We start from the raw sequence: 17069 nt of genomic DNA on the forward strand, positions 1-17069 counted from the left end.
GCCATGCGGCGGTCATGAAGATCGGTGATGTTATTTCCCGCGCGCGGCGCGCTGCCGGCCTGAAGCAGAAGGAGCTTGCTTCGGCTGCCGGGGTTCATCTTCAGACACTCAAACGGCTGGAGGGTGGCGCCGGTGCCGGCTATTCCACCGTCCGCGCGCTGGAAAAGGCGCTCGCCAACTCCGGCGCAAGCTGGACCGAGGTGGAGGACGGCTACGAACTCCGCGTTTTCCTGAAATCCGGGAACTGATACCGGCGGCGCGGGTTTGCGCTGCCATGGCCGGGATTTCGGTCTATACCGGGGCGATGCAGCGCGGCGGATCGTGCCGGCTGCCGAACCGTCGGCTGAAACCATCCGGGACGTGACGCATGAGCTACCACTATGACGACCAGAACATCTTTGCAAAGATCCTGCGGGGGGAGATCCCGAACAGCACGGTCCTCGAGACCGCGCATTCGCTGGCCTTCAACGACATTAACCCGCTGGCGCCGGTTCATGTGCTGGTGATCCCGAGGGGGCCCTATGTCTGCTACGACCATTTTGCGCTGGAAGCGTCGGACGAGGAGATACTCGATTTTACCCGTGCCGTCGGGCAGGTCTGCCGGATGCTTGGCGTTCAGGCCGACGATGCGGGAGACGGCTGCCGGCTGATCGCCAATGCCGGCGCAAACGGCGTGCAGGAGGTTCCGCACCTGCATGTGCATGTTCTCGGCGGACGCATGCTCGGGCGCATGCTCGCCAGGGCCTGAGCCGGCGGTTCAGTCCCGGTCGAGCATCGCGACGACGATCTCTCTGGCGCGCTTCCACTGGGCGGGTCCGGCGGATGCGTAATAGTCCAGCCCCGGCGCGGAGTTGACTTCGAGGATCGTGATGCCGCCGCCGTTGCGGACCGGCTCTGCGATGCGCAGGTCGACACCCGCAACGGTCAGGCCGAGCGTTTCGGCGGCGCGCAGCGCCATGCCCCGCGCAGCCGGCGAAAGACTGAGGGTCACGTCGCGCATCTCGCCTCCGGTCGAAAGGTTGGCGTTGTCGAGGATCTCGATCCTCTGCCCGGCGGCGGGAACTGTGTCCCGCGTCAGGCCGAGACGGCCGAGGCGGCGCGCGATCCGCGGATCGTCGGCGGAAATCTTGGTGCCGCGGTGGTGCGATGCAAGCGACCCCAGCCGCTGCGCCAGCAGCCTCGCGATGCTGGTATTTCCGTCGCCGGCAAGCGTGAGCCCGCGCCGTTCGTAGGCCAGTACCGCGCGCCTGTCGAGCACCAGAACCCGGACATCGCATCCGGGGGCGAACATCTCGATACGAACCCGATCCTCGGTGGCGAGCAACGCATCCAGATCGGCGGCCACTTCCGTGCCATTTGCGACAAGGCTGACCCCGAAGCCCTCCGAGCCGCTGTTGGGCTTGACGATCAGCGGAAAGCCCAGTTGCGCCGCGCGTTCCAGTGCGGTCCGCCGCCCGGCGAGTTTTTCCGCCACATCGCGGTTCCTGAGCGCCATCCGGTTGCTGTAGCCCGCACTGAAAACAACGAACCCGGCGGGGGTGGGCAGTCCGCAGGTGGCCAGCAGCCGGGCGGTATAATCCTTGTCGGCGGCGATTGCGGCGGCGGAATCACGGTTCAGGCCCAGCGATTTGCCAAAGATCGGGCGCATCCGGCCGTCGGGTGCGAAATAGCGGCCCAGATAGCCGAATTCCTGCTCGAACTCGACGCGCCCGCCCAACTCCGCCGCCGCCTCGCTCAGAAGCCGCAGGAACGGCGCCCCGCGCGCGAGCAGCGCCGCGTCGGGTGGTGCGAGGCGCATTCAGGCGGCCCGCCCGCCCTGCGGGGCACGGGTCAGGGCGAGGAACACGTCCTCGAGATGAGGCTCTTCCGTGCCGACGTCGTCTATGCGGATGCCGGCGGCGCGCACCGCGTCGAGCACCGCCTCGGCGCTGGTTTTCGCCCGCCGGTAGGACAGCGCCATCGTGCCGTCCGGCCGGTGCGCAAGCTCCACGCCCGGCGGCAGGGCGAAGCTCTCGGGGGCGGTTCCCACGGGGCGGATCACCAGTGTCTTGGCGTCGAGCCGGCCGATCAGGTTGGCCGTCCGGTCATGGGCGATCTTCCTGCCATGGTGGATGATGGCGATCTCGTCGCACATCTCCTCGGCCTCTTCGAGGTAGTGGGTGGTCAGGATGATGGTCATCCCTGCGGCATTCAGCCTGCGGACGTTGGTCCACAGCATCTGCCGCAATTCGATGTCCACCCCGGCGGTCGGTTCGTCCAGAACCAGCACCTGCGGTTCGTGCACCAGCGCCTTGCCCAGCAGAAGCCGCCGCCGCATGCCGCCCGAAAGGGTACGGGCATAGGCATTCGCCTTGTCTGACAGGCCGATCAGTTCGAGGATCGCGTCGGTCCTGCGCTGCGATCTCGGCACGCCGTACAGCCCCGCCTGCATGTCGAGCGCGGCGCGGGGCGAAAAGAACGGGTCCATGTTGAGTTCCTGCGGCATCACCCCGATGGCCGCCCGCGACTGGCGCGGGTTCACATCCTGATCGAAACCCCAGATGCGCACCGTTCCGGCACTTTTCTGCACCAGCCCGGCAAGAATGTTGATCAGGGTCGACTTGCCCGCGCCGTTCGGCCCGAGCAGGCCGAAGATCGAGCCCGCCGGCACCTTCAGGTCGATATCGTCGAGCGCCTTCTTTGCCGGCTCGCCCCGCTGGGCGGCGTAGGTCTTGTCCAGGCCCTCGATTTCGATTGCGAACTCGGTCATATGCGGCGCTCCGGCTCTTGCCCGTGGCGGGCACATCCCTATGATGCCGCGAACCTAATCCGTGCCGGCCCGCGCCACAAGGATGCGCCGGGAAGATCTCTGGGAGCCTGAGTGATGTACGACATTCCCGAACCGCCCGAGACCGAAGTGGTCAGCACCCTGCGCGTCGCCTGCGATGGCGGCTCGGGCGTGCTGGGCCATCCCCGCGTCTGGCTGAGCCTTGTCGAAGGCCGGGTCGAATGCCCCTATTGCGACAAGCTTTTCGTGCTTGACGAAAAGGCCGGGCACTGAAGCGTCAGGCCACACCGGCGCCCAGCCACAGCAGATAGGCAACGTAGAGCGACAGCAGAAGCGCCCCCTCGCGGCGACTGATCGTCCGGTCGGTCGCGGCGAACACCAGAATCAGCGCCGTCGCGCCGATCATCACCAGCAGGTCGGCATTCATTCCCGTATGATCGGGGCGGAGCGGTCGCACCAGCGCCGTTACGCCGAGAATACCCAGAATATTGAAGATGTTGCTGCCGATGACGTTGCCGAGCGCCACATCGGCATGCCCCCGTCGTGCCGCAGTGAGCGAGGTGACAAGTTCGGGCAGCGAGGTGCCGACGGCAACGACGGTCAGTCCGATGACCGCATCGGGCACGCCGAAGGACTCGGCAAGCGAGGTCGCGCCGTCGACCAGCAGGCGCGCGCCCAGCAGGGTCAGTGCCAGCCCGACGAGAAAGGTGCCGACCGCGGAGAGAGACGGCATCCGCACGGCGCCGGTTTCATCCGATGTGGGCGCAGCGGCGGCTTCGCCGCGAAACGCGATCAGCAGATAGATCGCAAGGCCGGCCAGCAACAGCAGGCCCTGCGTCCGCTCGAGATCGCCGGCATAGAGCAGCGCCGCCCCGAGCAGCGTGGCGATCGCCATGGCCAGCCCGTCGCGCCGCAGCGCCTGCGCGGCCACTGCGATCGGTGCCACCAGGGCGGCGATTCCGAGGATCAGCAGGATATTGGCGATGTTGCTGCCGACGACATTGCCGATGGCGATGCCCGGCGATCCGTCGAGCGCCGCCTGTATGCTGGTGACAAGCTCGGGCGCCGAGGTGCCGAAGCCGACGATGGTCAGACCGATCACCAGCGGCGAGATTCCCGCGCGTTCCGCCAGCGCCACCGCACCGCTCACCAGCCGGTCGCCACCGAAAAAAAGCGCTGCGAGACCGGCCGCCACGAGCGCGAAATCACGGACTGGGTCCATGTAAGATCCTGACGCCCGGATTGCACTGGCCGGTCATCGGGCGCTGCCCCGGCCGCAATCAGATGTGATAGCCGTCAGCGGGTTGCAAGCCCCCCCGGGGCCGGCCGGGTGCTGGACCGCTGCGACAAGGCGCGCTAGGTCTGGCGGGCAGCGGGAAGGAGCGCATCCACATGGCATTCGGCAAGGGACATCACCTGCATCTGATCGACGGCTCGGCCTTCATCTTCCGGGCCTATCACGCCCTGCCGCCGCTGACGCGCAAGTCCGACGGCCTGCCGGTGGGCGCTGTCGCCGGCTTCTGCAACATGCTCTACAAGTATATCGAGGATAACACCGGCCCCGATGCGCCCACCCATGCGGCGGTGATCTTCGACCATTCCGGCAAATCGTTCCGCAACGACATCTACCCCGAGTACAAGGCGAACCGCCCGCCCGCGCCCGAGGATCTGGTGCCGCAGTTCCCGCTGACACGGCAGGCGACCCGCGCTTTCAACATCGCCTGCGAGGAGATCGAGGGCTTCGAGGCCGACGACATCATTGCCACGCTGGCCTGCCGGGCGCGCGATGCCGGCGGGCGGGTAACGATCATTTCCTCGGACAAGGACCTGATGCAGCTTGTCGGCGGGGGCATCGAGATGCTCGACGCAATGAAGAACCGCCGCATCGACATCGAGCAGGTCGAGGAGAAATTCGGCGTCGGGCCCGACCGCGTGGTCGATGTGCAGGCGCTGGCCGGCGATTCGGTGGACAACGTGCCCGGAGCGCCGGGCATCGGTGTCAAGACCGCGGCGCAGCTTATCAACGAATTCGGCGATCTGGAGAGTTTGCTGGACCGCGCGGACGAGATCGCACAGCCGAGGCGGCGCCAGACATTGCTGGAAAAGCGCGACCAGATCGAGCTTTCGAAACGGCTGGTCCAGCTCGATTGTGAAACGCCGCTGGGTTTCACGCTCGACGATCTGGAAGTACGCGCGCCCGATCCGGCCATGCTGCTGGGGTTTCTGAGCGAGATGGAATTCCGCACCCTGTCGAAGCGGGTGGCCGATCAGTTCGGCGTTGCGCCGCCGGCCGTCGCCGAAGCCGTCGCCGCGCCGGAACCGGACGCGCCCAGGGTCCCGCCCTTCGATCATGGCGGATACCGGATCGTCCGCGACGAGGTGGCGCTGCAGGGCTGGATCGACCGGATCAACCGTCTGGGCCGTGTCGCGGTCGATACCGAGACGACGGGCCTCGACGAGATGCGCGCCGACCTGGTGGGTATCTGCCTTGCTGTCGGGGCGGGCGAGGCGTGCTACATTCCGCTCGGCCACCGGGCCGGGGAAGGGGAGGGCCTGTTCGACAGCGATGCGCTGGCGCCGGGTCAGATGCCGCTGGGTCTGGCGCTCGATATGCTCCGGCCGGTGCTGGAGGATCCGGCGGTTCTCAAGATCGGCCAGAACATGAAATACGATGCCAAGATCCTGGCGCGTCATGGTATCGTCGTGGCCCCTTTCGACGATACGATGCTGATGTCCTATGCCCTCCATGCCGGCCGGCACGGGCATGGAATGGACACGCTTTCCGAACGCTACCTCGGTCATGTCCCGATCCCGATCAGGGATCTGATCGGTTCCGGCAAGAGCCAGATCACCTTCGACCGGGTGGAGATCGACACGGCGGCAAAATACGCCGCCGAGGATGCCGATATCACCTTCCGCCTGTGGGAGACATTCCGGCCGCGCCTGCACGCCGACAGGGTGACCACCGTCTACGAGACGCTCGAACGGCCGCTGTCGCCGGTGCTGGCGCGGATGGAGATGGCGGGCATCAGCGTCGACCGTGACACGCTGTCACGCATGTCGAACGCCTTTGCCCAGAAGATGGCGGCGCTGGAGGCCGAGATTCAGCAGCTTGCGGGGGAGAGCTTCAACGTCGGCTCGCCGAGTCAGGTGGGCGAAATCCTGTTCGACAGGATGGGTCTGCCGGGCGGAAGAAAGGGCAAGAACGGGAAATACTCGACGCCCGCCGATGTGCTGGAGGATCTGGCGACCGAACACGATCTGGCGGCGCGCGTTCTGGACTGGCGCCAGCTTTCCAAGCTGAAATCGACCTATACCGACGCGCTGCAGGACCATATCAACCCCGGGACCGGCCGGGTGCATACCTCCTACGTGCAGACCGGCGCCAATACCGGCCGGCTCGCCTCGACCGACCCGAACCTGCAGAATATCCCCGTGCGCACCGAGGAAGGCCGGCGCATTCGCGAAGCCTTTGTCGCCGGGCCGGGCAAACTGCTGGTCAGTCTCGACTATTCGCAGATCGAGCTGCGCATCCTTGCCCATGTCGCCGGGATCGACGCGCTGAAACAGGCCTTCCGCGACGGGCAGGACATTCATGCGATGACGGCTTCCGAAATGTTCGGCGTACCGATGGACCAGATGACGCCGGAAATCCGCCGGCGGGCCAAGGCGATCAACTTCGGCGTGATCTATGGTATTTCCGGCTTCGGGCTGGCGCGCAACCTGCGCATTCCGCGCGGCGAGGCGCAGGCATTTATCGACCGGTATTTCGAACGGTTCCCCGGCATTCGTGCCTACATGGACGAAACCGTGGCCTTCGCAAGGGAACATGGCCGCGTCGAAACGCTGTTCGGGCGCCGCATCCACACGCCCGAGATCAACGCCAAGGGGCCGGCGGCGGGGTTCGCAAGGCGCGCGGCGATCAACGCGCCGATCCAGGGCACCGCCGCCGATATCATCCGCCGGGCGATGATCCGCATGGACGATGCAATCGCTGATCTGCCGGCGCGGATGCTGTTGCAGGTTCATGACGAACTGATCTTCGAAGTGGACGAGGGCGCGGCAGAGGCGCTGGTCCCCCGTGTCCGCGAGGTGATGGAACGAGCGGCCGAGCCGGCGGTAAGGCTCGACGTGCCGCTGGTTGTCGATGCCGGGCAGGGGAAGAACTGGGCTCAGGCGCATTGAACGGCGGTGCGACCGCGATCCTTGCCTCCCGTGCTGATATCTGATCGAAAAGCTCTGCAAATGACAGAAGGGCGCCGCGCATGCCGCACGACCATCACCACCACGACCATGCCGATGCCGATGCGGGCGACCGCCGGGTGTTTCTTGCCGTCGCGGTGAATTTCGGCCTGACCATTGTGCAGATCGCCGCCGGCGTGATCTCCGGCTCGCTGGCGCTGATCGCCGATGCCATCCACAATCTCAGCGATGCCCTGTCGCTGGTGGTGGCCTTTGCCGCGCGGCGTATCGCGCGCCGGCCGGCGGATGCGGACATGACCTTCGGCTATGGCCGGGCCGAGGTGGTGGCGGCGCTGATCAACTACACCACGCTGATCGTGATCGCCGTCTATCTGGCGTTCGAGGGGGTGAACCGGCTGATCGACCCGCCCGAGGTGCAGGGCTGGATCGTCGTTGTGGTGGCCGCCGTGGCGCTGGCGGTCGATACGGTTACCGCGCTGCTGATCTTCCGCATGTCGAAGGACAGCGTGAACATGCGCGCGGCGTTTCTACACAACCTGATGGACGCGCTCGGTTCGGTTGCGGTGATCATCGGCGGCACGCTGATCCTGCTATACGACTGGCGCCTGGTCGATCCGCTGGTGACCTTGCTGATCGCCGGTTACATCCTCTGGCACACGCTGCGCGAAATTGGGCCGGTGATCCGCATCCTGATGCTGGGAAGCCCCGACAGCCCGACCGCCGCGGAAGTTCTCGATACCATGGAAGAGGTGGACGGGGTGGCCGATGTTCATCATCTGCACCTGTGGCAGATGGGCGAGCACGAGATTTCGGTGGAGGCCCACGTGGTACTGGATGAGGGGGCCGACCCGGTCGCCGTCAAGGCCGGGCTCAAGGACCTGCTGACCCGGCTTTTCGGTATTTCACATTCTGTTCTCGAACTGGAAACGGCGGCGGACCGGTGCCTCGGTGTCCGCAGGATCGGTCACGAAACCGGTTGAGTTCGCGGAAACCCGCCGCCCGAATCCCGTTGACGTTAGGTCCAGCTTGACCGTCGCGCACCCCGCGCCTCTGTTTGATGCGGAGGGGCGCGAAGGAGCATGCAATCTTGACCAATCTCGTGCGCGTCGAAAATCCGGACGGCCCGGTCGCCGAGGTGTGGCTGAACCGGCCCGACAAGAAAAACGCGCTGACGCTCGACATGCTGGACAGTCTGATCGACGCCGGGCGAAATCTGGCGACCTGTCCGGGGCTGCGCGCGGTCGTTCTGTGTGGCGAGGGCGGAAACTTCTCGTCGGGCGTCGATACCGGGGTCCTTGCCGGCCTGGCCGGTCGGGCCGATACGGTGCGGGACGAGATCCTGAACCCGCCTGCCGGAGAAATTGCCAATCGTTACCAGTTGCCTGCGATGATCTGGCAGTCGCTGACGGTCCCTGTCATCGCAGCGATCAACGGGGTGTGTTTCGGTGGCGGGGCACAGATCGCGCTGGCGGCCGATTTCCGGATCATCCACCCGCGCGCGCGCTTTTCGATCATGGAGGGCAGGTGGGGGCTGATCCCCGACATGGGAATTTCCCAGTCCCTGCCGCGGCTCCTGCGAGCCGATATCGCCAAGGACCTGATCATGACGGCGCGCATCCTGACCGGGGCGGATGCCTACCGGTTCGGTCTGGCGACGCGCATCTCGGACGATCCGGTGGACGAATCACGCCGCTTCGCCGATGCGCTGACAAGACGTTCGGCCGAGGCGGTGGGCGCAGCCAAGACGCTGGTGGACAATATCTACGCCCGGGACGCGGCGGCCGATCTGCGGCTGGAGGCGGAATTGCAGTCCACCCTGATCGGTTCTCCGGGCCAGATCGGGGCGATGCGGGGGAATCCTGAAAATCGCGCGCCGATCTTCCCCTGATGCGCGAAGCCGCCGCGCCTGTTGTTGCGGCGATACGGACAATCTGTGTCGGCAACCCCTCAGGGCAGATCGGCGGCAGGGATGATGGGAAAGAAGGCGCCGCCCGACCGGACGCCGAACCAGCTTTCGCCCTCGTGTGTATCCAGTTCCCCCCATTCGACCAGGCGGTAGAATGTCTTGCGGTCGATGAGCGCATCGAGCCCCGCCCGGACATGCACATAGGGCGAGGGTTCGCCGCTGCCGGGCGCGCGGAGTACGCGAATCGGGTGGTCGGGGCCGGCGGTTACCGTGTCGCCCACCTGCGTGGTGAAGGTGATTGTCCGCTCCGGGCCGTCGCCCGCCAGTTCGGCATCGACGGCGACGAAGGGGGCGTCGACCACCCGGATTCCGACCTTCTCGACCGGGGTGACAAGGAAAAACGCCTCGCCGTCCTTGCGCAGGATGGACGAGAAGAGCCTGACAAGCGCCGGGCGCCCGATCGGTGTGCCCATGTAGAACCAGGTGCCATCGCGGCGGATTTCCATGTCGATGTCGCCGCAGAAGGGCGGGTTCCACAGGTGAACCGGGGGCAGCCTGCCGCCTGCCGCGCGCGACGCCGCTGCCGCCAGCGATTCGGCCGATGGTTTGGTTCGTGCCGGTTCCGATCCCGCTTTTGTCATTTGTTCCACCTGAAATATCTGCCTTACTGGGAACCATCCGCAGTGAGAGGAAATCGCTCATGTCCGATCCTAACGAACTCGTCGGCGAAATCGAAGCGCTTGGTGATAAACTGGCCGGCGCGCGGGCATCGATCGGCTGCCGCTTCATCGGGCAGGAGCGGGTGGTGGACCTGTCGCTTTCGGCGTTGCTCTGCGGCGGGCATGGGCTGCTGATCGGCCTGCCGGGGCTGGGCAAGACGCGGCTGGTCGAGACGCTGGGCACCGTGATGGGGCTCGATACCAACCGCATCCAGTTCACGCCCGACCTGATGCCGGCCGATATCCTGGGCTCCGAAGTGCTCGAAACCGGTGCCGAGGGGCGGCGCGCCTTTCGCTTCATCGAGGGGCCGGTCTTCTGCCAGTTGCTGATGGCCGACGAGATCAACCGCGCCAGCCCGCGCACCCAGTCGGCGTTGTTGCAGGCGATGCAGGAGAAGGAGGTGACGATCGCCGGCGCGCATCGTCCGCTGGGCGCGCCGTTCCACGTTCTCGCCACCCAGAACCCGATCGAGCAGGAGGGAACCTATCCGCTGCCCGAGGCGCAGCTCGACCGCTTCCTGGTGCAGATCGACGTGCCCCATCCCGACCGGACAACCGAGCACGATATCCTGCTGGCGACCACCGGCATCGAGGAGGCGGCGGCGCATGCCGTTTTCACGCCGGGCGAACTGGTGGCCGCGCAACGGGTGCTGCGCCGCATGCCGGTGGGCGAAAGGGTGGTCGAACTGATCCTCGATCTGGTGCGCGCCTTCCGGCCGGGCGAGCCGGGTGTGCCCGAGGCGGTTCAGCGCAGCGTGAGTTGGGGCCCGGGGCCGCGTGCGGCGCAGGCGCTGATGCTGACGGTGCGGGCGCGGGCGCTGCTCGACGGACGGCTGGCACCTTCGACCGACGATGTGATGGCGATGGCCGAACCGGTGCTGCTGCACCGCATGGCGCTGACATTTGCCGCGCGGGCGCGGGGCGAGAGTCTGGGCGAACTGATCCGCCAGGTCGTCGCGCAGGTTGCCGGGATCGAGGCTGCCGCGTGAACCACACCGCTCCCCAGCTTCGGTCACGCGCCGAAGGGCTGGCATCGGCCCTGCCGCCGCTCATGGCGCAAGCCGAGCATCTGGCCTCGACCGTTCTGCTGGGCGAGCATGGCCGCCGCCGCGCCGGCATGGGAGACGAGTTCTGGCAGTACCGGCCGATCGCCCATGGCGACGAGGTGCGCCAGATCGACTGGCGGCGTTCGGCCAGATCGGACGTGCATTTCATCCGCCAGAAGGAATGGCAGGCGGCGCAGAGCGTGGTTCTCTGGGTGGACGGCTCGAAAAGCATGGGCTTTACCGGAGACCGCAGCCGCGCGCCGAAATCTGACCGGGCGCGGCTGCTGGCGCTGGCGCTGTCGGTTCTGCTGGTGCGGGCGGGCGAACGGGTGGGGCTTGCCAACCTCGGGGCGCCGCCGCGCAGCGGTCAGGTCCAGCTTCTGCGCCTGGCCGAGGCGCTGAGCGGCGAATTATCCGGCGCCGATTACGGTACGCCGGTAACACGCGGTCTGCCGGCCCATGCGCGCGCGGTCTTCCTGTCGGATTTCATGGGCGACATGCGCGGCGTCGAGGCGGCGCTGGCCGCTGCCGCCGATCGCGGCGTGCGCGGCGCGCTGATGCAGATCCTCGATCCGGTAGAAGAGGATTTTCCCTTTGACGGGCGGACGATCTTCGAAAGCATGGGCGGAACGATAGAATACGAAACGCTGAAGGCGGGCGAATTGCGCCAGCGCTATCTCGACCGTCTCGCTGCGCGGAAGGACCGGCTCGAACACCTCGCGCGCATCTCGGGCTGGTTGTACGATTGCCATCATACCGGCCATTCCGCGCAATCGGCGCTGCTGTGGCTCTATTCCGCGCTGGAGCGCGCGCGCTGATGTGGGGTGTCGGGCCGGTCGCGTTTACCTCACCGCTTCTGCTGCTCGGGCTGCTGACGTTGCCGGTGCTGTGGCTGCTGTTGCGCGCGGTGCCGCCGGCGCCGATCCGGCGCAGGTTTCCCGGTGTGGCACTTCTTCTGGGTTTGCGCGACGAGGAGACGCAGGCTCATCGCACGCCCTGGTGGCTGCTGCTGATCCGCATGCTGGCGGTCGCGGCGATGATTGCGGGCTTTGCCGGGCCGGTCCTGAACCCGCAGACGCCCGGAACCGGCTCGGGCCCGCTGCTGGTACTGATCGACGGGACATGGGCCGATGCCGGCGACTGGGCGGTGCGGCAGGAAAGGATCGCGGCGCTGCTGGACGAGGCGGGCCGGGCCGGCCGTCCGGTTGCGCTGGTGCAGGCGACCGATCCCGATATCGGCCCGCCCGAGTTCCTCGCGGCCGATCGCTGGGCGGCGCAACTGCCGGGTCTGTCCCCGCACCCGTGGGAGCCCGACCCGGAGAGGCTGGCCATCTGGGCCGACGGGCTGGGCGACGGGCGGTTCGAAACGGTCTGGTTTTCCGACGGACTCGCCCGCGACAGCCGCCAGCCGGTGCTTGCCGCGCTGCGGGCGCATGGCAATCTGCGGGTGATGCAGGGCGTGCGCCCGGTCCTCGGGCTGCGGCCGGTCACGCACGAGGACGGGCTGGTGAAAGCAACCGCGATCCGTGCCGGCGGGGGGGCGGAACAATCGGTCGGGATTGCCGCGATCGGGCTCGACCCGCTGGGCGCGGAACGCGTGCTGGCGCAGGTCGAGGCGACATTCGCCGCCGGAAACCGGACTGCCGAGGTCGTCGATCTGTCGCTGCCGCCCGAATTGCGCAACCGTATCACCCGGTTCGAAATTCCCGGTCAGCGTTCCGCTGCCGCGGTGACGCTGGTCGATGACAGCCTGAAGCGGCGCGAGGTCGGGCTGATCGCCGGTCGTGACGAGCGCGAGGGGCTCGACTTGCTGTCGCCGCTTCATTATCTGGAACAGGCTCTGGCGCCCTCGGCCGACCTGATCGGCGGTGATCTGGCGGACATGCTGCTGGCCAATCCGGATGTGATCGTTCTGGCCGATGTCGCCCGGCTGGCCCCGGTCGAAGCAGGGGACCTGGCCGAATGGGTCGAAAAGGGCGGGCTGCTGGTGCGTTTTGCCGGTCCGCGACTGGCGGCATCGGATGTCAGCCGCGCCGACGAGGACCCCCTGATGCCGGTGCGCCTGCGCGAAGGCGGGCGCAGCATCGGCGGCGCGATGAGCTGGGGCGAGCCGAAGACTCTGCGCCCCTTTGCCGAGGGCTCGCCGTTCCACGGGCTCGACATACCGGGCGAGGTGACGGTCGAATCCCAGGTCATGGCGCAGCCCGATCCGGAACTGGGCGAGCGCGTCATCGCCGCGCTGGCCGACGGCACGCCGCTTGTCACCCGCAAGCGCATGGGCGAGGGGCAGGTGGTTCTGTTTCACGTCACCGCCAATGCCGAATGGTCCACCCTGCCGCTTTCGGGCCTGTTCGTGCAGATGCTGGAGCGGCTCGCCGTCTCCACCCGTCCGGCCGGGAGCGATGCGGCCGACCTCGAAGGGATCACCTGGACCGCGGAACGGGTGCTGGACGGGTTTGGCGGGCTTTCCGGCGCCGATACCCTGCCGGGGGTGGAGGGCGCGCGCCTGGCAGGGCGGGATTTCGGACCGGACATGCCGCCGGGGATCTACTCGGGCGGCGAGCGGATGGTTGCGCTGAACGTCATCGACCATGGGGATGTGCTGACACCTGCGGTCTGGCCGGCGGGCGTGCCGGTCGAGGGGCTTGCGATCCGGCGCGAGACCCGCCTCGAAGGGCCCGTTCTGGCGGTCGCGCTGCTGCTGCTGGCGCTCGATGGGCTGGCGTCGCTCTGGCTGTCGGGGCGGCTGCGCGGCGGGCGCGGCGGCGCGGTTGCGCTGCTGGCCATCGGCCTGCTTGCCCCCGCCGCCCGACTGTATGCCGACGAGGAGGGTGACGCCCGCGCCATCGAGGCCACGAGCGAGGTGGTTCTGGCCCATGTCCTGACCGGTGACGCCGAGGTGGACCGGATCGCGCGCGACGGCTTGCGCGGCCTGTCGGAAGTGTTGGTCGCCCGTACCTCGGTCGAGCCCGCCGACCCGGTGGCGGTGGATCTCGAAACCGACGAGCTGGCCTTTTTTCCCTTTCTCTACTGGCCCGTCAGCGCGGCGCAGCCGGTTCCCTCGGCCGATGCCTATGCGCGGCTCAACCGCTATCTGCGTTCGGGCGGGATGATCCTGTTCGACACGCGCGACGGCGATATCGGCGGGTTCGGAACCGGCACCCCGACCGGTCGCAAGCTTCAGCAACTGGCGCTGCCGCTCGACATTCCACCGCTGGAGCCGATCCCCGAAGATCATGTCCTGACACGCACCTTCTATCTGTTGCAGGATTTTCCCGGCCGCTTCCCGGGCCATGACCTGTGGGTCGAGGCCGCGCCGGGCGATGCCGAACTGGCCGAGGGCATGCCATTCCGCAACCTCAACGACGGGGTGACGCCGGTGGTGATCGGCGGCAGCGACTGGGCTGCCGCATGGGCGGTGGACGCGCGCGGCAACCCGGCGTTTCCTGTCGGGCGCGGCTATTCGGGGGAGCGTCAGCGCGAACTGGCGCTGCGCTTCGGGGTCAACCTGATCATGCATGTGCTGACCGGCAACTACAAATCCGATCAGGTGCATGTTCCGGCCTTGCTCGACAGGCTGGGCCAATGAGCGGGGCGGGCGAAATCCTCTTCGATCCGCTGCTGCCGTGGCCGGCGATCTGGGCCGGTGTCGGGCTCGCCGTCGTGCTGACCGGCGTGACGTTCCGGCGCGGCCTGCGCGGCTGGTGGCTCAGGGCGCTGGCGTTGGCGGCGCTGCTGGTCGCCATCGCCAACCCGGCCCTTCAGATCGAGAACCGCCAGCCGCTCTCCGATATCGTTCTGCTGGTGGTGGATCGCAGCGCGAGTCAGGCCATTGCGGATCGCGCCACGCAGACCGATGCGACGGTGGAACAGATTGCTGCCGCGGTCGGGGCGCTGCCCGATACCGAGCTGCGCAGTATCATCGTGGGCGACGGCGCCGATGATTCCGGCACGCTGGCGATGAGTGCGCTGGCCGCGCTGCTGGCCGACGAGCCGCGCGGGCGCGTTGCCGGCGCGATATTGCTCAGCGACGGTCAGGTGCACGATATCGCGCGGCTGCCCGATCTTCCCGCGCCGCTGCATCTGCTGCTGACCGGGCATGCAGACGACTGGGACCGCCGGCTGACGATCCGCAGCGCCCCCAGCTTTGCCATCGTCGGCGAGGAAGTGGTTCTGACGCTGCGGGTGGACGACAGCGGCGCCGTTCCGGTCACCGAAAGCGGGCTTGTCGTCATGTCCATCGCCATCGACGACCAGCCAGCCGTCAGCGTTCAGGTGCCGGTCGGCGAGGATCTGCAACTGCCGCTGACCCTGCCGCACGGCGGAATGAACGTGATCCGCCTCGAGGTTGTCGCCGCCGCAAGCGAACTGACCGACCGCAACAACGCCGCCGTGGTGCAGATCAACGGGGTGCGCGACCGGCTGCGGGTTCTGCTGGTTTCGGGCGAGCCGCATGCGGGCGAACGCACATGGCGCAACCTGCTGAAATCGGACGCATCGGTCGATCTGGTGCATTTCACCATCCTGCGCCCGCCCGAGAAGCAGGACGGCGTGCCGGTGACCGAACTGTCGCTGATCGCCTTCCCCACCCGCGAGCTGTTTCTGGAAAAGATCGACGAGTTCGACCTGATCATCTTCGACCGCTACAAGCGGCGCGGCATCCTGCCGATGCTCTATCTCGACAATGTGCGCGACTATGTGGAGCGCGGCGGGGCGGTGCTGATCGCCGCCGGGCCGGATTTTGCCTCGGCGGACAGTCTCGCCCGCTCGCCGCTGGCCGAAATCCTGCCGGCGAAGCCGACGGCGCGGGTGGTCGAACGGGGCTACCGGCCGCAGATCACCGAGGTCGGCCACCGGCATCCGGTGACGGAATCGCTCGACCGGCTGATGCCGCCGCCCGAGGGGAAAGAAGGCCCCGGATGGGGGCGCTGGTTCCGGTTGATCGATGTCGATCCCGAACGGGGCGATGTGGTGATGAGCGGTGACGGCGACCGGCCACTTCTGATCCTCGACCGGGTGGGCGAGGGGCGTGTGGCGCTGCTGGCGTCCGATCAGGCCTGGCTCTGGTCACGCGGATACGAGGGCGGCGGGCCGCAACTGGAACTGCTGCGCCGGCTGGCGCACTGGATGATGAAGGAGCCCGAACTTGAGGAAGAGGCCCTGACCGCCGCCGCCGAGGGGCTCGATGTGACAATCATCCGCCGCACGCTGGGTGATGCCCCCGAAACGGTGGACGTGACGGCGCCGGACGGAACGGTGGGCGATGTCGCGCTGTCGCCACAGGCGCCGGGGCGGTTTTCCGGCGGTTTCGCGGCTGCCGGGCCCGGCCTTTACCGACTGGAAGAGGGCGACCTGCGCACGGTGGTGGCAGTGGGTCCCGCCGCCCCGAGAGAGTTCGAGCAGACCATCGCGACGGGCGGGATCCTGACTGATGCGGTGGCGGCCCGGCGTGGCGGCATCCACCGTATCGAGACGGGGCCGGTTGCGATCCGCCAGGTGCGCGAGGGTCGGGCCGCCGCCGGGCGCGGCTGGATCGGCATCACGCCGAGAGGCGCCTACCGCACCGCCGATATCACCGTCACGCCACTGGTGGCGCCGCTGATCTTCCTGCTGCTGGCCGCAGCGCTGATGCTTGGCGCCTGGCTGCGCGAGGGGCGGCGGTGAGCCGGCTGCGGCGCGCGTGCAGGTTGCCTCGCAATTCCGATTGTGCCACACGGAGTGCACGCTTCCGGACACAGGTTACCCGATGAACACCTACGAATCCCGCCGTACCGTCATGGTTGATACGCAGATCCGGCCCTCGGATGTGACCAAGTACCCGATCATCGAGGCGATGCTGACCGTCCCGCGCGAGCTTTACGTGCCCGACAGCGCCCGTGACGTGGCCTATGCCGGCCGGAACATCCGCCTTGCGCCCGGCCGTGTGGTGCTCGAGCCGCGCACGCTTGCCAAGATGCTGGACGCACTGAACATCCATCCCAACGAACTGGTGCTGGATGTCGCGGCGGGGCTGGGCTATTCGACCGCCGTCATCGCCCGCCTGGCCGAGGCAGTCGTTGCGCTGGAGGAGGACGAAGGGCTCGCCGGGGAGGCCGAAGCCACGCTGGCCGCCGAATCCATCGACAATGCCGCGGTGGTTACCGGACCGCTGGCGGAAGGTGCGGCAAAGCACGGCCCCTATGACGTGATCGTCGTTCAGGGCGGGGTCGCGCGCCGGCCCGAGGCGCTGGAAGCCCAGCTCAAGAACGGCGGGCGCATGTGCTGCATCTTCATGGAGGGCGAGCTTGGCACCGTCAGGCTCGGTTACAAGATCGACGGGGCCGTCGACTGGCGGTTCGGCTTCAATGCAAGTGCGCCCATTTTGCCAGCGTTCGCGCCCGTTCGGGATTTCGCACTATAAAGAACGAATCACCGCTGCTATAGTCGCC

The 17069-nt window shown here is 67.4% G+C and carries 15 protein-coding genes; 11 read left to right on the forward strand and 4 right to left on the reverse strand.

The genetic code is table 11. The annotated features are described in order from the left end of the window. A partial coding sequence (locus ACK5IR_RS12895; RefSeq protein ID WP_416929541.1) for a helix-turn-helix domain-containing protein occupies positions 1-248 on the forward strand: 248 nt, incomplete at its 5' end. 119 nt (positions 249-367) lie between these two features. Next, the gene (locus ACK5IR_RS12900) at positions 368-748 is read left to right on the forward strand and encodes an HIT domain-containing protein (RefSeq protein WP_416929543.1); all 381 of its coding nucleotides are present in this window, start codon (positions 368-370) and stop codon (positions 746-748) included. Positions 749-757: 9 nt separating this feature from the next. On the opposite strand, the gene ACK5IR_RS12905 is transcribed toward ACK5IR_RS12900, so the two are convergent. After that, the gene (locus ACK5IR_RS12905; protein WP_416929545.1) at positions 758-1798 is read right to left on the reverse strand and encodes a hypothetical protein; all 1041 of its coding nucleotides are present in this window, start codon (positions 1796-1798) and stop codon (positions 758-760) included. Beyond that, entirely contained in the window at positions 1799-2749 is a 951-nt protein-coding gene (locus tag ACK5IR_RS12910) for an ABC transporter ATP-binding protein (protein WP_416929547.1), read from the reverse strand. Between the two features lie 114 nt (positions 2750-2863). On the opposite strand from ACK5IR_RS12910, the gene ACK5IR_RS12915 reads away from it, so the two are divergent. Continuing rightward, positions 2864-3040 (forward strand): zinc-finger domain-containing protein, encoded by a 177-nt coding sequence (locus ACK5IR_RS12915; protein ID WP_416929549.1) that lies wholly within the window; start codon positions 2864-2866, stop codon positions 3038-3040. Positions 3041-3044: 4 nt separating this feature from the next. Here the strand turns inward: ACK5IR_RS12915 and ACK5IR_RS12920 are convergent, their stop codons facing one another. Then, on the reverse strand, positions 3045-3989 hold the full coding sequence (locus ACK5IR_RS12920) for a calcium/sodium antiporter (RefSeq protein ID WP_416929551.1): 945 nt from the start codon (positions 3987-3989) through the stop codon (positions 3045-3047). Between the two features lie 170 nt (positions 3990-4159). Here ACK5IR_RS12920 and polA point away from each other — a divergent pair, with 170 nt between their 5' ends. The 3 genes from polA (at position 4160) to ACK5IR_RS12935 (ending at position 8858) form a co-directional block, all read left to right on the forward strand. Then, positions 4160-6952 carry a DNA polymerase I gene (polA, locus tag ACK5IR_RS12925; RefSeq protein ID WP_416929553.1) on the forward strand — a complete coding sequence of 931 codons (2793 nt, stop codon included), beginning with the start codon at positions 4160-4162 and terminating at the stop codon, positions 6950-6952. Positions 6953-7032: 80 nt separating this feature from the next. Further along, the gene (locus tag ACK5IR_RS12930; RefSeq protein ID WP_416929555.1) at positions 7033-7950 is read left to right on the forward strand and encodes a cation diffusion facilitator family transporter; all 918 of its coding nucleotides are present in this window, start codon (positions 7033-7035) and stop codon (positions 7948-7950) included. Positions 7951-8057: 107 nt separating this feature from the next. Further along, the gene (locus ACK5IR_RS12935; RefSeq protein ID WP_416929557.1) at positions 8058-8858 is read left to right on the forward strand and encodes a crotonase/enoyl-CoA hydratase family protein; all 801 of its coding nucleotides are present in this window, start codon (positions 8058-8060) and stop codon (positions 8856-8858) included. A 59-nt stretch (positions 8859-8917) separates the two neighbouring features. Here ACK5IR_RS12935 and ACK5IR_RS12940 read toward each other — a convergent pair whose 3' ends face one another. Continuing rightward, positions 8918-9517, reverse strand: coding sequence for a DUF1285 domain-containing protein (locus ACK5IR_RS12940; RefSeq protein ID WP_416929559.1), 600 nt, complete (start codon positions 9515-9517; stop codon positions 8918-8920). 59 nt (positions 9518-9576) lie between these two features. On the opposite strand from ACK5IR_RS12940, the gene ACK5IR_RS12945 reads away from it, so the two are divergent. The 5 genes from ACK5IR_RS12945 to ACK5IR_RS12965 all read left to right on the forward strand — a co-directional run bounded on the left by ACK5IR_RS12945 (position 9577) and on the right by ACK5IR_RS12965 (position 17041). Then, positions 9577-10584 (forward strand): AAA family ATPase, encoded by a 1008-nt coding sequence (locus tag ACK5IR_RS12945; protein WP_416929561.1) that lies wholly within the window; start codon positions 9577-9579, stop codon positions 10582-10584. Positions 10585-10646: 62 nt separating this feature from the next. After that, positions 10647-11459: a DUF58 domain-containing protein gene (locus ACK5IR_RS12950; protein ID WP_416929591.1), complete on the forward strand. Its 813-nt coding sequence runs from the start codon at positions 10647-10649 to the stop codon at positions 11457-11459. Continuing rightward, positions 11459-14230 (forward strand): DUF4159 domain-containing protein, encoded by a 2772-nt coding sequence (locus ACK5IR_RS12955; protein ID WP_416929563.1) that lies wholly within the window; start codon positions 11459-11461, stop codon positions 14228-14230. The genes ACK5IR_RS12950 and ACK5IR_RS12955 overlap by 1 nt, the downstream gene beginning before the upstream one ends. Continuing rightward, positions 14227-16305 (forward strand): hypothetical protein, encoded by a 2079-nt coding sequence (locus ACK5IR_RS12960; RefSeq protein WP_416929565.1) that lies wholly within the window; start codon positions 14227-14229, stop codon positions 16303-16305. Before ACK5IR_RS12955 ends, ACK5IR_RS12960 begins: the two co-directional genes overlap by 4 nt. A gap of 82 nt (positions 16306-16387) precedes the next feature. Next, complete coding sequence (locus ACK5IR_RS12965; protein WP_416929567.1) at positions 16388-17041, forward strand: protein-L-isoaspartate O-methyltransferase family protein; 654 nt, start codon at positions 16388-16390, stop codon at positions 17039-17041. Positions 17042-17069 lie beyond the last annotated feature (28 nt).

Source organism: Tropicimonas sp., assembly GCF_047971885.1.
In the GTDB taxonomy this organism is placed as follows: domain Bacteria; phylum Pseudomonadota; class Alphaproteobacteria; order Rhodobacterales; family Rhodobacteraceae; genus Tropicimonas.